Consider the following 14,810-nt stretch of genomic DNA (forward strand, 5'->3'; position numbering starts at 1 on the left):
GTCAGTTCAGCTAAGGATGGAAAAAACTCAATTTTTAAGAGAATATGAAATAATACTCAATTAAAATCAAATAGCAAACTAGAAAGCTAGCTACAGCTTGCTTAAAGCAGGACTTTGAGGTTACAGATCAAACTAACGGGTTAGCTCAAGACACTGTTTTGAATTTGTAGATTAGACTGACATGGTTTGAAGAAATTTTTGAAGAGGATGAATATCTCTATAATAAAAGGCATCTTATCAAGTGTTTTTGACACCTGATAACATGCACTTTTCTGATTTTAAAGATTTTGCCAGTTTTATTATCATTTAAGATAAGACATTTTCATTATGCTCTGTATTATCATCAACAAACTGTTCTTTTACCAAATCCTTTATATCACTTTTGATACTCTTAGTATCTATAATAGAATCTTCACCTAGTTGGTGAAATGTCGCTTTATCTCTAATAGTATATTCTTGTTCATCGTCATATTTTTTGGTTATCAATCGAATCATCTTTCGTCTTAAAGATTTTTCCCCTTTGATGTTTCCTCTTTCTTTTATCCATGCCACTGCTAAAATGACCAGCATTAGACAACCGACATAACCTAAAAGAGGATACATAATGGAGACTAATTCTTTAAATCCCATAAAAGATAAACCATATCCTATAGCGACCGTAGCAATTAGAATAGGGTAAAAGCGCTTAGGTTTATTTGAAGAGAAACGTTTTGCCAAGGCATAAAATAAACTGAAAGCTGTATTAAAAATAAGTCCAAAAATAATTAGAGCATACAGCAAAGAAAATAGAGGATGAATCTGCTCCGCAATTGTTAACATAGGAATATCAACAGTTGAAACAAGTTTTATATTGGCGTATAAAATACCAGTTGCTACAGTAATAATTAAACTAACTACAAGTCCACCTAAGAGACCACTTTTTTCCGCAACACCAATTCTCATGACAGAACCTCCTAAGACAAATGCCATGGATACACCAGTCATAACAGTTAGTGCGAAATAATTTAGTAAAGAAACCCAGACATTGGGCATCGGAGAAGAAAGTGTAGCTGTGATTGCTTCTAATTCTTCAAAATCAAAACTTTTCCCTACGAACGTATGGACTGCCATAATGATAATCATGACAAAGACCAAAGGAGTAAATATCCCAAGAACGCTGGTAATCTTTTCAAAATTAAGAAAACTGACAATAATGACCAAGATAGCACAAATCAATCCTCCCAACCAAAATGGCAAACCAAATTGTTGGTTAAGGTTTGAACCAGCCCCAGCAATCATAACAAAACCAATTACAAAGCAGGAAACAATTAAAGCAAAATCAAGAATCTTATTAGTAATAGGCCCGGCAATTTGGGAAAGAACTTCAAAATGATCATTTGAACGGAAATAGCTTCCTAAGGTAATGATAATTTTACCAAAAATAATACTTATGATTCCAAGAACAATCGTTCCAATGATACCCCATTTACCAAAACTAACAAAGTATTGCATTAAATCTTGGCCGGAAGATAATCCAGCACCAATAACAACACCGACATAAGCTAATGCTATATTTAAAATACGTTTTAACACTATTTTCTCCTAACCGTTATCACTACAATAAATGACTGTCTATTTAGTATACTATTTTCTTATATTATTGTCAAAAATATAGGTATTAGAACCATGTACATAGAAATATTTCTGTACGATATAGCAAGATAACACAAGGACTAGTCAGCTACTAATCAAACTTCTATCCTCCTAAATTGTTTGGAGATATTAGCTGCTCTTACGTCAGACAAATATCACAAAGATAGCAAGACATTAGACATCCACACAACATTCAACCGATACATTCCAGATGATGACGGTACTAAGACTTTTGCAAGATTTCGAACTACCCACTTAACTAAAAGAGAAATTGAGATACTAGACAAAATGATTGAACTGAACCAGCTCAGTGAAAATACTGACCTAAATTGGTACAAAAGCACTCGTATATTCGTCACAAACACTGGTAGGCCAATCCATAGTTCTATTCTAAGTAAATCTCTCCATCGAACAAACGAACGCCTTAAAAAACCAATCCCCAAACATCTGTCCCCTCACATCTTCAGACATACAACTATTAGCATTTTAGCTGAAAATAAAATTCCGCTAAAAACAATCATGGACAGGGTTGGTCATTCCGACTCTGAAGTCACTACTTCCATCTACACCCACGTCACAAAGAACATGAAAGATGAAGCAATCAATGTACTGGATAAAGTTATGAAAAAGATTTTTTCAAAAGTTTTGTCTCTCAAATACAAAAATAGCCCTTCGGAAAAAATCCGAGGGGCTAGAAACGTTGTTAAATCAACGGCCGAACTTTTAAATTTCAAGGTTCGAGATAAAATAGTTCACTGAACTATTTTATTTTTTCAAGTTATCTTCCTATTATTAGATACTAAAAAATAGGCCTAAGCCTACTCAATATCTAACTTGATTTTCTCAAAAACTATTAAATTCAAATAAGTTGAGATAACTTAAAGGGTAACAAAAAGGAACTTAAAATGATGAGTTCAGCAGGCAAGGAACTAGCACGGTCAAACGTGCTTTTTTATTGCTGATAGGTTCATTATATCACGTAGAAAATAACTCATATCAAAAAAGCACTTAGATTTCTCTAGGTGCTGGAATAGGCGGGACGGGAATTCCCCGCTTTTCAGATACCCCAAGGGTGCGTAGTTCCCGATATTTCTCTACTTCTATTCTTTATCTATATTATACACCTTTTCTAACACTTTTCAACCACAAAAGCCCCTAGATTCGTTTCTAAGGGCTTTTAGTTTATCCATGGTGTTTTTAATCGTCCAGTACGAAACAGAGCAAAATAGGGGGGCAAATATGAAGCCTCAGCCTACTTATACACTTCTAACTCTCCGTTCTGGTGGAATATGTACATACTTTTCCATATCTGCTAACTTAATTCTCAATATTTCTCAACAAAACACCACCCACTACTCTTTAGCGCTTAGATTGTTCTAGGCGTTTGTTGATAGATATTCTTCATATTCTTTACGTGCATAGTCAGGCATCTTTCTCTTTGCTCTGACGATAAATTCATCAAGTGGAGTATTATTGTTTGATCTACTAGAATTATAGAAATCACTCCTAAAACGATGAATCCATCTTTTAGAGCGCTCACTTGTAAAAACTGGTGGATAATCTTTAGAAAATTCCTCTAATATTTGCGGATGATTTTTTTCTAAGAATGCTTGACTAAAGAAAATTGCGTTCCCTAAAAAAGCAACCTGTTCATCTGTCGCTTTTTTCAATGGTTCAAACAAGATATGTTCTAAATATTTTGGTTTCAATCCACTACCTCCACTTCAAAAATCCTTCGCTTAGTGTCAAAAGCCATCTCTTGCACCGTTTTAGATAGAACCTCCTTAACTTTAACCTCATTATAAACTTTCCTCTTCTAATATTCAATCAACAAGAGATTATTACGATAGCTTTTTAGCTTCTTTTCTACTTCATCAGTGGTCATTTTAGCGCTCCTTTATTGTGGTGGTATATCCCAAACAATACAAGCCCCTACTGTGGTTTCTATGTAATTACAAGCCTCTTTCTCACTCTTAAAGGTCGTTACTACTTCTTTATTGCCTTTCCCATATTCTGGAACTCTTACTTCATATTCCCCATTCTCAAGAAAGGTCAGCCATACAATCGGTGTTATATCTTTAATAGTGTGTTCTTCCAATCTTTGCAGTCTTATCTTTAAACTTCTAACCATTCTCCTACCTCGTGTGTAATTCTGTCTGACTTATCTAAAAAAGGGGATTGCTCCCCCTCGTAAGATTTTATTGTGCTTCCATATTTTCATCTAAAAAATCTGAGTTTAAGAATAAAATCAATCCATCTACTCGTTGTTTTACAAATTTATCATCATCCATCAAGCGCTGGTAATTGATTTCATCAACCCCACGGCTAAACTTAGCCAACAAATCTTTAGTACGCTCACGGTTATCAATTGGAATATATTGGGCGATTTCAGCATTTTTAGGATTACCATCTCCCCAGATATCCCCCACGGTACTTCTAATAAGTGACAAAGCTGTCCAATCATCCTTGTAGTGGTCTATCAACGCTTTAGCAGTTGAAACTTCTAGCGCTTCTTTTTCCAATAGCTTTAAAGCATTTTGTAGGGCCGCTTGATAGCCGTAGTCAGTTAATTTTTTAACTTCATCCTCAGCACGTTTACCTTCTACTTTTTCTAATAAACCATCTGATAATGCTTTCAACTCATTGTAGTAAGCCCCATACCAGTTTTCCCACTTATATTTCAATTCTTCTAACTCATACGTCTTACCGTCTATACTCAAATAATTGTTATTGCGAATTTCGTCCATTTTCCCAGAAAGGTTATAAATAGCCCCTTTTAGTGATTCTGTTTTGGCTAATACTGTGCTTCTCTTCATCTATTCAGCTCCTTCTACTTACTTATATAGCACCATTACACCAGTGATTGCTTCTGTGTTGTTAGTAGCCTCTGAATATTTCACGTCTACCACTTGGACAGTTGCCATGAAGTCGTTGACCTCTTTCTCAAAGTCTTCTAGTGCAGTAGAGTCCCAGCGATAATAATAAAATAATTTAATTTTCATAGTTCCATTCCTCTTTCTAATTTTTCTATCCGTGTTTGCAAGTCTTCTAATTCCATGCCACGGTATGCCATTTCTAATATTGTTTTAGCTGCCTGTACCCTTGCGTAGGGGCTTTTTTCTGGATCATCTGCCACCTCGTACAAGACTTCAACTGCACGTCCACTGGCCTGTAATAATAGGCTTGTCGTTCGTCCTATCATGTCTTGTCTTAGCTTTTGATATTCGCTAAAAAAATTCCTATCTCTAAGATACCTATACGCCGTATTTTTGGCGATTCCAGATTTTTCAATAGCTTTTGTAATGCTTGGTTCACTAATCAAAGCCATCAAAAAGTATTCTTGTTTTGGTTTTAATTTTGCAATAGCTTTCTACCTCCTGTTAGTTTAAATGCTCACATCATCGATAAAGAAAATAGGATTGATATATTGCGCTTTATACTCTTCTGTAAGCCTAGCAATGTATTCATCGCATTCTGTTGAATCCTTAAAATCCCCACTATTGATAAACACAACCTTTTCACGATTTTTATTCTTTTGAATTCCTTCAAGACGTTTTACTTTACTTCCTAAACTCATATCCATTCTCCTTTCGCCAAAACAAAAAAGGACACCGAAAAGCCATTTAGCTTATTCAGTGCCCTCGGTTGTTCCGATAGACTCTATTTCTTTGTTTCAGTTCGCACCAAGTGGGAAAATCTACCATCTTGAAAATGCAAGGTCACACTCCCAAAAGTTGGGGGGGATTCTACTCCTATTCTACCACTTTTTTGGTATAAAATAAACCCTTTTTGTAGCAAATCATGAAAATCATCCATGTTGTTTTCCTCTTTCTGTTTTAATGGTGTCACTAGTAGTTACACCATTAAAAGGGGGTCGGTACTATCTACCCCATTTTGTTTTAATGTTTTAGCGTTTGTCAGCTACTGCTTTTAGTTCATCAATCTCTTTAAAGACGGTCTCAAAACTCTCCTGAATCAGTTCAATGTTTTTATTGTTTACTATAGCGTTACAGCTCGCATTTTCAATCAAGCCACCTAGCACCTCACTGATCCGCTCAACGGTTTCTTCCAGTCTAGTCACTCTTTGACCAATGTTCATCACCATCTGGTTTGCTCCTTTTTCTCTCAGATTAGGTTTTGATTAGGTTTAAAAAATAACCCTTTAAAAGCCTATTATATAAGCGCTTCAAGGGTGTTAGATTAGGGTTAGGTTTACTTTTCAAGTTCGCGCCTATATAACACGTTATATTTATTTTTTTATATAGAGATATTAGAAATAAAAACTAACCTACTAACCTAAATACTCGCAAAAACTTTTATATCAACGTTTACAAAGGTTAGCGTTTAGGTTATGTTTCTATTTTTTGCATAACCTAAATTGCTATAACCCTTGGTGTAATTGGTTTTTTAGTATTAAATTTCCTAACCTGAATCTTCATCTTCTAAGTGTATTCCCCATACCCCTTTGACAAATCTTTTACGTTGAAAACCTTGTGGGTCAAGTACTTCATAAAACTTAGGGCTAACCGTTCCATTTTTGGCTGAGTACTTATATGACGTTGTTTTTTCCAATTCGGCCATTACTGCATTGCCAAATTGTCCAAGTTTAGGTTTATCTATCCCTATATCCTCAGCAAATTCTTTTAGTTTGTTTCTTGCTATAAACATTGGAACGTGATTTACTTTGTGCCAACCATTAGGGATATAGAAATTCTCTACCCAAACTTTGATATAATCGTTATCGTTTTTGTACTTGCTAAGCATTTCTTTTACCGCTTTAGGTTCTATAAAGCTATCAAAATCTGGCATATTTAAAACTTTAAACAAAACCCACTCTAGTAGTTCTTTGTTCTTTATAAATCGGTCTTTGATTTCATGACGTTCTTTCTGACCGTTAAAATCTGCACGGAAAGGAATGATACAAAGCCGTCTATACCACCCCATGGTCTTATTTCTAGCTCTGGGCAAATCATTGCCCGAAAAGATACACAATAGTCTGAAACGTGCTTCCACGGGTTGCAAGCTTTTTTTATTAACCTGCACTGGATCTCCACTAATTACACTCATAAGGTCAGAAACCTCATCCAGGTACTTGTTAGAAATATCATCTCCAATATTACAAACCTTTCCTTCCAAAGCGCCCAAATAGAACTCTTTTCCAAACTGGTCAGGTTTCAAATTACTAATATTTGACCGTCCTATTAAATTCTCCAGCAAGGCTTGGAAAGTCCCCTTCCCATTATTACCATCTCCAACCATTAGCACCATTTTCTTACGTGTTCGGTTGGGATTGATAGCCTCATTTATGACTTGCCACAATAAAGCTACAACTTCTTTATCGTTAACTGCTAATGTCTCTAGCCATCTATCAAAATCAAACCAACCGTCTAAAATAGGCTTTCTGGCGCATGGATTGTACTCCGTTTGTATCTTACTGGTAATGACAAAATTAGGACTAAATTCCTCTAGTCTATGAGTTTTAATATTATAAACTCCATTCGCTACTGGAATATATCGATAATCGTCCAGCGGTTTTTTCATTTTTGTTTCTGTACGGATAAAAGATATAAGTTCCGTGAAGAACTTGTTAGAGGTCAAACGTGAGTCATATTTTAAAAGTAATTTTCGGAAAATATCGTTACTTGATACATAATGGCCTAAATCCAAGTGGTAAAGATATAGCTTACTAATATCACTTATTGCACCCTCGCCTATAAAGGTAAAATGGCAAATTTCCTGTAACGCTTTGGCTACTATTGCGACGCTAGGCACTGGAATCTCTACTCTCTCATTTTTCTTTCCTTCATTGACGATATAGGAGTTTTCTTTCCGCCAGTGATCTCCAAGTTCCCAAATCCTACTATAAAGTTCCCACATTGTTTTTGGAGGTTGTTCTTGCTCTCTGACCTCCATGATTTCACTTTCTAGGTTTCCTAATTCTTCTAGTTCTATGGTTCTAACCTCTCTTTCTATATTCAGCCCGTGCTATACTGCTAAAAGTGCGGTCTAGCTCTTCAATAGGCAATGGTTCAACTGTCACGCTATTAGCTATCTTTGTCAGCTCGTAGGCGGTCTCTAGGTCACAATCAACCCACTTATTAAAGAGTAAACCTACAAAGCGTGTCAGCGCTACGTTTCGCCCTCCCTCGTCTCCAAATCCGTTGAAAAGCGTGTCAATGATCCTCATGGTCATAGATTTCTGACCGCTTGGTCTTGGAGTGTATGGAAGGCTTGTAGCATTCTGTTTAACTGGTTCAGCCGTTGTCTGTGGTACTGGATAATCAAGTCCATGCTCTACAATCTTTTGATAACTTGCTGGGTCGCCTGTTGTTACTGGTAGCCCTTGAAGTTGTGACCATGTTAAACTGGCCATGTCAAAGGGTAGCCCAATCTTATCAGCAATCTCTTTCACTACCTGCTTATAGGTTGCCTCGTTCATCACGTTGTCAGGCTTCACTACAAGGCGAAAACGGGACTTTTCTAATCTGTGTTTGATAGTCGGGTATAAGATATAGGAGTAGCCAAATAAAGCGCTAGAAATGGCTTTTATAAAACCCTCAGTCGTCCCCTGTATATCGTCATAATCAAGGAAAATCAAATCCCGATAGATTAGACTGGAGTTGTTTCGCTTGTAACTGCCATTCTTTTCTGGTGTCACTTTCCCACTGATACAGTACGGGGCTTGTGTACGTTTGAAGTCTTCAATATTTACCCCTTCAGGGACTACCAAAGGCTTAAAACGTTCAATATACTCAAACGGCTCAATCTTATCAAATGGATAGACTAGATTGTTTTGAAATCCTTTAGCCTCATAAATTGTCATACTATCGCCCCTTTTTGCGTTTCTTTTTTAACTTCTTCAGTAGCTTTTGTTCTTGGAACTGTTCCAAAGATCTGCCACGGTGCTTATACAATTTAACGTCATGATAATGCCCACCACCTTGCGCTGGATGTGTGTTATACCTAGCCATTCTCTGCCTCCTAATCTACTGCAAGAAAATTGTAAATATCACTCTTACGGTAATAGATTTTCTTACTGTTTTCAAAAGGCGACTGGAACGATTTTAGACCATGGTCCTGCCAATTATTTAACGTGGTTCCACTAATACCTAACTTCTCTAATACCTCAGGCCTAGAAATCAAGTCCCAGTTGTCATCACGTTGCTTTTCCAGTTCCATCCTTTTAGCTAAGTGATCTCCCACTTTCTCCAGTAATTCAAGTTCTGCTTCTCTTGATAATAGTTGCATATTACACCCCTTTCTAATTATGAATCTTACCAGCAAGCTGGATATAACGTCCGTAGTAAGGGTTTAAATCCTCACTAGGTGTTTCTATCGTCTGTTTGCTTTCTCGCTCAAATTGGGCGCCTTTTTTGCGGTCTCGGTGGTTTAGATAGACCAGTAAGCCAATCAGTACCACGGTAATAAAAACCGCCTGTGTATTGGTTAAATCTAGTTCGTTCATGTTATGCCCTCGCCTTATAGTTCTTGATAAATTCCGCTTGTTTAGGTTGTTCCATATTCAAAAACTCGTCCACCTCTTCGGGTGTTACCTTTCTATCTAAAAAATCAGTGATGAACTGAAAGAGGTTCGGATTTCTATCCTTGATTTCAGCAATTGCTTCATCAAATTCTGCTTGTGTCATGTTGTCTAGGTCTAGTGTCATTTTAATAGCCCTCTTTTCTCTAAATCATCAATTACTAAATCCCGTAAATATGTCCATGTTGAAGCGGTCTTGTGAATGATACCATTGCTTAGATTATTCTCTTTTACAACTTGGTCTAAGAAATTGAATAGCAACCAGTCAGGGGCTTTACCGTATCTGTTTACGCATTCATCGTCATATTTTTTTAATTCTCCAAGTAAGTTCTCAACATTCGCATTGAAAAACTCTTTATGGCTCGCTTCTTGCTTCTTGTACGATTCAGATAATTTATAAAACTTTACCCATAGCTGACTGATTACTGAATTACAATCTTCAGCAATTTCCGTTGCTCCAATATGATTCTTAGACTTATGCCACTCTGATAAAATTTCCAGTTTTTCCTCAATGAGTTGCAACTCATTTCCAAAATCTTTTAAAAATGTGTCCATGTTTTTTACCTCTGTTTCTATGTTGTGTAATTGACCTGATGGCCTTTTTATTGTCGTTTACTATACAGGATATCCTCACACTCAAAATTGGGCGAAGGCGAGTGTGGGGATTTTTAACGGTTGTTTCTTATACAGTTTTTCTTGCAATGAAGTTCCTCACGCTCAGAGTGGCCAAACTTTGAGAGCGTGGGGCTTTTTGAGTTGTTTCTTATACAGGATATCCTCACGCTCAGAGTCGCCAAATTGAAAGCGTGAGAAAGTACCAGTTTTAAGAGTTGGCGCTCTATGCTTTTCAAAACCTTTTCTAATTGCTTGCCTACCATTAGTTGTTATTGATTGAATAGTTGATTTTTGTTATAATCAAGGTATAGAAAAAATATCTATATTCTTGATCCAGTCGCTTGCTTCAGTCGCCAAACGTTCAGCAAGTGACTTTTTTTGTTGTCAATCCCCAGTGGTAAAGCACCACATGAGAAACTTGTAAATGTAAAGTAGTATTGCGATTGGGTCGCTCCTTTCTAATAATCTTCAGCAAGCCACTGCATGGCCTTTTGATAAATGCTAGGCTTTACTTCGCCACCGTCTCGGATTTTTCGATAGGTAACTTGTGTAACTCCGATTTCTTCGCCTGCTTGCTTTGCAGTCAATTTCTTATCTGCTTGCTTTCGGCGGATTGCTTTTGCTTGTGTTGAGGTAATAAGCAATGAAGTTCCTCCTTTCTACAGTTATCATAATTGATAACTTTTATCTAGATTGTAACATCATAAATGATACTTGTCAAGCAACAAATGATATTTATTGTTATCTTTTTTGATATTTTTTTATTTTATGATATAATCACAATGAGGTAATAATATTTATGAAAAATCGTATTAAACTACTTAGACAAGAACAAGGGAAAACACAAAAAGAATTGGCCGATGAAATAGGTGTAAAAAAGCTAACAATATCTAGATGGGAAAACGCTGAGGATGTTTCCCTTAAGCAAGATAAAGCCCAGCTACTAGCAGATATATTCGGAGTTAGTGTTAGTTATCTGTTAGGGTATAGCGAGTATAGAGATAGCCAAGAAGCAAACTTTCATCTCAACAAAATCAATCCTGATGATCCATATAATTTAGTTAGAGCTAGGATATGCTCTATCCTTGGTGATGACTTAATGGAAGAACTTGAAAGGCAATATGTGACTGGTTATGATGATCCTGATTACTCTAATCTTATTTCATTCTTATCTGCAGTAAATCAGCTTTCATATACTGATGAAGAAGAGTTATTACTAAATTATGGAATACTCCCTAAGGAAGATAAAAAGATAATAAAGAATCTGGTTTCTGATATGGCTGAAAAAGTAAAAATAGCCAATAAAAAAGAACCTTGGGAAAAAGGATTCTAAACCAATGAACCACAATATCCAACAATCATGAATACTCCCCCTTTTTTCAATATCTATCGTGCAAAAACAGGGGAAATTGAAGAATAGAAAGCCAATTTTACAGACTAAAGCGCAAAAATAAGCGAAATTGACAAATAGAAAGGAGAATCATTTGAGATTTAACTTTGACGAATCTGGTAGCATTACCACTAGCGATAAGCTTAATAATCGATTTTTTATAGTTGCTGGTTGCCAAACGAATGACCCCAACAAAGTAAAAAGAGTTTTTAGGAAAGCAAAGGTAAACTACTTAAAACACCATCCTGAACTAGAATTGGATATAAAAAAAGAAATCAAAGGGTCACAAATGCCACTTGATTTCAAAGACTATATTTTTACGGAATTGATGAAAAAAACAGATATCCGATTTAACTTCATTGTATTTGATAATCACAATGCCGAGGAACATCTTCGGAAAAAGCCAAATATAACGTTTAACTATATTATGTTTCTGCAAGTAAATAAACTGATAGAAAATTATGAGCATATATATTTAGATTTAGACGACAGAAATAAAGCAGTTGAAAACCTTAAAGCTTTAGAAGAATACTTACAAACTAAACTTTGTGCTGAATTAAATAAAATCCCAGATATAAACGTCCAGTTTTTCGATTCTTCACAACATACACTAATCCAAATTGCTGACGTATTTTCAAATCACTTATTTAGAATATTTAAGTCTGTAGCTTATAACCAAGAAAGATTAGGAGATATCAAACTACTTAGAAAAATCCATGATCATAATGTTCAATATTGCCAATACTTCCCAGCAAATAAATGTCAATGCCTACACTTATTTTCAAAATAAAAATAAAAAAGTACAAAAAAAGCGACAAAATTGTTGATTTTTAATAAAAAAAGCGATATAGTGATATTAGAAAGTCGCTTGTAATTCTGATATGTCTGCGTATTTTTCGTAAGTTGCCTATGTAGGTAACCAGCTATCAGTTAAGGGCTTTTATATTTTACAAAAGAAAATCAGTGTATCGGCTTGTGATGTTGGTACACTTTTTCTATTGCCCATATAAGCCCCATATCCGCCTTGTTTTTCTGGTACAATTTACCGTCCGACTGCTTAAAATCGAAAATAAGGGGGTTCTCGTAGCCCCTCGCATGGTATAAACTCAAAATCTTTTCTAATTGCTTGCCTGCTGATGGAAAAGGAGTAAACCATGAATATTACAGAATACAAAAAGAAAAACGGGACTATCGTATACCGCTCAAGCGTGTATCTTGGAGTTGATAAACTTACTGGAAAGAAGGCTAGAACTACAGTAACTGCCAACACTAAAAAGGGGATTAGAATAAAGGCAAGAGAGGCTGTCAATGCTTTTGCTTCAAACGGCTATACAGTTAAAGACAAGCCAACAATCACAACATACAAAGAACTGGTAAAAGTTTGGTGGGATAGTTACAAGAATACAGTTAAACCCAATACTCGTCAATCTATGGATGGATTGGTTAGAGTTCATTTATTGCCTGTATTTGGCGATTACAAGCTAGATAAGCTGACCACGCCTATTCTTCAACAGCAAGTAAATAAGTGGGCTGACAAAGCCAATAAGGGCGAAAAAGGGGCGTTTGCTAACTACTCCTTACTCCACAACATGAATAAGCGTATTTTGAAATATGGTGTAGCTATCCAGGTAATACAATACAATCCAGCTAACGATGTCATCGTTCCACGCAAACAGCAAAAAGAAAAGTCTACTGTAAAATACTTAGACAACAAAGAATTAAAACAGTTTCTGAATTATTTAGATACTCTGGATCAATCGAATTATGAAAACCTATTTGATGTTGTCTTGTATAAGACTTTATTGGCCACTGGTTGCCGTATTAGTGAGGCGCTGGCTCTTGAATGGGCTGATATTGACCTAGAAAACGGTGTTATCAGTATCAATAAGACACTAAACCGCTATCAAGAAATAAACTCACCTAAATCAAACGCTGGTTATCGTGATATACCAATAGACAAAGCCACCTTGCTTTTACTAAAACAATACAAGAATCGTCAACAAATTCAGTCTTGGAAATTAGGTCGTACTGAAACGGTCGTATTCTCTGTATTTACAGAAAAATATGCTTATGCTTGCAACCTACGCAAACGCCTAAATAAGCATTTTGAGAACGCTGGTGTAACGAATGTATCATTCCACGGCTTCCGACATACACATACCACTATGATGTTGTACGCTCAGACTAGCCCTAAAGATGTCCAATATAGATTGGGACACTCTAACTTATTAGTGACTGAAAATGTTTACTGGCATACAAACCAAGAAAACGCAAAAAAAGCTGTCTCAAATTATGAAACAGCCATCAATAATTTATAAAGGGTGTCATATTTAGTGACTACCCTCTTACTATACCTTAAATCAGTTAAGGGTAACTAAAAGGGTAGTAAAATTAGAAAAAGCACTAAGGGAAAGCGCCCCAAAGTGCTTATTTCAAAGGCTTTATAGCCCCTCATCTCATAAAGAGATTATTTTTTCAAGTTGTAGAATGATTTCAATCCACGGTATTCTATTTTAGAGCTTTTATATAAAACTACATGAGTGCAAACCCTTGTAAAATAAGGGTTTATACGTCATAAACTACATATATTTTTTACCGTAAAAATACAAAAGTTTACACCTTATGCCCCTTTTTTGCCCCCTGTTTTTATTATTGACAAAACACCGTTTTTGACAATAATACACCACGATTTTCTATTCCTATTCTTCAAGAAAACGATTTTTTGAACAATAGGATTGTAATTTTGCTTTCTAATCGTTCAAAATGCGCGTTTTTGCAAAATAGAAATACAAACTCTAATTTTGTTAACGTCAACAAAATTGGCAACCAAGCACTTTATAATACTATTTGTTGATGTCAACAAGTCAATTTCAGAGCAAACAAAAAAACCGCAAGCCTGAGCCTGCGGTGAAAGAACATTTTAGAAAGTTTCCTTTCTATTTATTTAACTGTAATCAAGCCTTCTGGCTCTACTGTGAATTCTGGCTTATCTGCCAGTGTTCCATCTGGTTTAATGTAGTACCAGCCTTTTTTATCAGCTGATTGGATAAAGGAATTTGATACCATGGCGCCTTCTTTAGCGTCTAGGTAGTACCATGTGTCCTTGTATTTGACCCAACCTGTCTTCATGGCACCCTCTACGTCGAAATAATACCACTTCTCAGCGATTTTCTTCCAGCCTATCGCCATTTCGCCTGAGTTGTCAAAGTAGTACCAGTTGCCGTCAGTGTGCTGCTTCCAGCGATCCGCAAGCATGTAGCCTGAGCCGTCGAAGTAATACCAGGTTCCGTTGATTTTCTCAAACTTATCTTTTGGATAAGAGCCGTCTGAGTGTACGTACCAATAGCCTGTATCGTTCTGTTGCCATCCTGCTTCAATCGTCAAGCCGTTTTCAATATCCTGCTTAAACTGCTCACGGCTAATACCCCATTTGGCAAGATAAGGATAGGGGTCAATGTGATCTGAGTTGTTGTCAGGCTGGTTATTGGTACAGTATTCATGCGTTTTGATACCTGCCAAGTAGTCTGTATCAAGAGTTTTTGGCAAACCTGCTTCATCTGCTAGATTACGTAAGAGTTCGATATAGAGGCGATAGTCTGTCATGAACTCTTCTCTAGTTGAATGGCTTTCAAT

General features: G+C 36.2%; 20 protein-coding genes and 1 pseudogene. 4 read left to right on the top strand and 17 right to left on the bottom strand.

Annotated elements, in window-relative coordinates; translation table 11 throughout:
- Nucleotides 1-306: 306 nt before the first annotated feature.
- Nucleotides 307-1,572, bottom strand: coding sequence for a hypothetical protein (locus tag HT728_RS09765; protein ID WP_173235000.1), 1,266 nt, complete (start codon nt 1,570-1,572; stop codon nt 307-309).
- 348 nt (nt 1,573-1,920) lie between these two features.
- Here HT728_RS09765 and HT728_RS10525 point away from each other — a divergent pair.
- Nucleotides 1,921-2,268 (top strand): annotated as a pseudogene (locus HT728_RS10525) (tyrosine-type recombinase/integrase); the annotation flags it as partial.
- A gap of 740 nt (nt 2,269-3,008) precedes the next feature.
- Here HT728_RS10525 and HT728_RS09775 read toward each other — a convergent pair.
- From HT728_RS09775 to HT728_RS09845, 15 genes are all read right to left on the bottom strand, one after another.
- The gene (locus HT728_RS09775) at nt 3,009-3,341 is read right to left on the bottom strand and encodes a hypothetical protein (protein ID WP_173235001.1); all 333 of its coding nucleotides are present in this window, start codon (nt 3,339-3,341) and stop codon (nt 3,009-3,011) included.
- A 188-nt stretch (nt 3,342-3,529) separates the two neighbouring features.
- Nucleotides 3,530-3,763, bottom strand: a complete 234-nt coding sequence (locus HT728_RS09780) for a hypothetical protein (protein WP_173235002.1) — start codon at nt 3,761-3,763, stop codon at nt 3,530-3,532.
- A 67-nt stretch (nt 3,764-3,830) separates the two neighbouring features.
- Nucleotides 3,831-4,448, bottom strand: coding sequence for a hypothetical protein (locus tag HT728_RS09785; RefSeq protein WP_173235003.1), 618 nt, complete (start codon nt 4,446-4,448; stop codon nt 3,831-3,833).
- 18 nt (nt 4,449-4,466) lie between these two features.
- The gene (locus HT728_RS09790) at nt 4,467-4,634 is read right to left on the bottom strand and encodes a hypothetical protein (RefSeq protein ID WP_173235004.1); all 168 of its coding nucleotides are present in this window, start codon (nt 4,632-4,634) and stop codon (nt 4,467-4,469) included.
- Nucleotides 4,631-4,960 (bottom strand): phage replication protein, encoded by a 330-nt coding sequence (locus HT728_RS09795; protein ID WP_173235005.1) that lies wholly within the window; start codon nt 4,958-4,960, stop codon nt 4,631-4,633. The genes HT728_RS09790 and HT728_RS09795 overlap by 4 nt, the downstream gene beginning before the upstream one ends.
- Nucleotides 4,961-5,017: 57 nt before the next feature.
- Entirely contained in the window at nt 5,018-5,209 is a 192-nt protein-coding gene (locus HT728_RS09800) for a hypothetical protein (RefSeq protein ID WP_000052052.1), read from the bottom strand.
- A gap of 83 nt (nt 5,210-5,292) precedes the next feature.
- Nucleotides 5,293-5,448 (bottom strand): hypothetical protein, encoded by a 156-nt coding sequence (locus HT728_RS09805; RefSeq protein ID WP_173235006.1) that lies wholly within the window; start codon nt 5,446-5,448, stop codon nt 5,293-5,295.
- Between the two features lie 91 nt (nt 5,449-5,539).
- On the bottom strand, nt 5,540-5,737 hold the full coding sequence (locus HT728_RS09810; protein WP_125422189.1) for a hypothetical protein: 198 nt from the start codon (nt 5,735-5,737) through the stop codon (nt 5,540-5,542).
- A gap of 317 nt (nt 5,738-6,054) precedes the next feature.
- Nucleotides 6,055-7,545: a DNA primase family protein gene (locus tag HT728_RS09815; protein ID WP_173235007.1), complete on the bottom strand. Its 1,491-nt coding sequence runs from the start codon at nt 7,543-7,545 to the stop codon at nt 6,055-6,057.
- Nucleotides 7,546-7,588: 43 nt separating this feature from the next.
- A complete protein-coding gene (locus HT728_RS09820; protein ID WP_173235008.1) occupies nt 7,589-8,455 on the bottom strand; it encodes a primase alpha helix C-terminal domain-containing protein in 867 nt (288 codons plus the stop codon).
- A gap of 158 nt (nt 8,456-8,613) precedes the next feature.
- The gene (locus HT728_RS09825; protein ID WP_173235009.1) at nt 8,614-8,880 is read right to left on the bottom strand and encodes a DNA-binding protein; all 267 of its coding nucleotides are present in this window, start codon (nt 8,878-8,880) and stop codon (nt 8,614-8,616) included.
- A 13-nt stretch (nt 8,881-8,893) separates the two neighbouring features.
- Nucleotides 8,894-9,097, bottom strand: coding sequence for a hypothetical protein (locus HT728_RS09830; protein ID WP_173235010.1), 204 nt, complete (start codon nt 9,095-9,097; stop codon nt 8,894-8,896).
- 1 nt (nt 9,098) lies between these two features.
- Nucleotides 9,099-9,299, bottom strand: a complete 201-nt coding sequence (locus HT728_RS09835; protein ID WP_173235012.1) for a hypothetical protein — start codon at nt 9,297-9,299, stop codon at nt 9,099-9,101.
- The gene (locus tag HT728_RS09840) at nt 9,296-9,727 is read right to left on the bottom strand and encodes a hypothetical protein (protein WP_173235014.1); all 432 of its coding nucleotides are present in this window, start codon (nt 9,725-9,727) and stop codon (nt 9,296-9,298) included. The genes HT728_RS09835 and HT728_RS09840 overlap by 4 nt, the downstream gene beginning before the upstream one ends.
- Nucleotides 9,728-10,245: 518 nt before the next feature.
- Nucleotides 10,246-10,431 (bottom strand): hypothetical protein, encoded by a 186-nt coding sequence (locus HT728_RS09845; protein WP_000909283.1) that lies wholly within the window; start codon nt 10,429-10,431, stop codon nt 10,246-10,248.
- A 155-nt stretch (nt 10,432-10,586) separates the two neighbouring features.
- On the opposite strand from HT728_RS09845, the gene HT728_RS09850 reads away from it, so the two are divergent.
- The 3 genes from HT728_RS09850 to HT728_RS09860 all read left to right on the top strand — a co-directional run bounded on the left by HT728_RS09850 (nt 10,587) and on the right by HT728_RS09860 (nt 13,495).
- A complete protein-coding gene (locus HT728_RS09850; RefSeq protein ID WP_042900705.1) occupies nt 10,587-11,120 on the top strand; it encodes a helix-turn-helix transcriptional regulator in 534 nt (177 codons plus the stop codon).
- 151 nt (nt 11,121-11,271) lie between these two features.
- On the top strand, nt 11,272-11,967 hold the full coding sequence (locus HT728_RS09855; RefSeq protein WP_173235016.1) for a DUF3800 domain-containing protein: 696 nt from the start codon (nt 11,272-11,274) through the stop codon (nt 11,965-11,967).
- Between the two features lie 364 nt (nt 11,968-12,331).
- Nucleotides 12,332-13,495: a site-specific integrase gene (locus HT728_RS09860; protein ID WP_173235018.1), complete on the top strand. Its 1,164-nt coding sequence runs from the start codon at nt 12,332-12,334 to the stop codon at nt 13,493-13,495.
- Between the two features lie 622 nt (nt 13,496-14,117).
- Here the strand turns inward: HT728_RS09860 and HT728_RS09865 are convergent.
- Nucleotides 14,118-14,810 (bottom strand): N-acetylmuramoyl-L-alanine amidase family protein (locus tag HT728_RS09865; protein ID WP_173235020.1); only part of this gene is annotated, 693 nt, incomplete at its 5' end.

Source organism: Streptococcus sp. 544 (assembly GCF_013277385.1).
Lineage (GTDB): Bacteria > Bacillota > Bacilli > Lactobacillales > Streptococcaceae > Streptococcus > Streptococcus mitis_BA.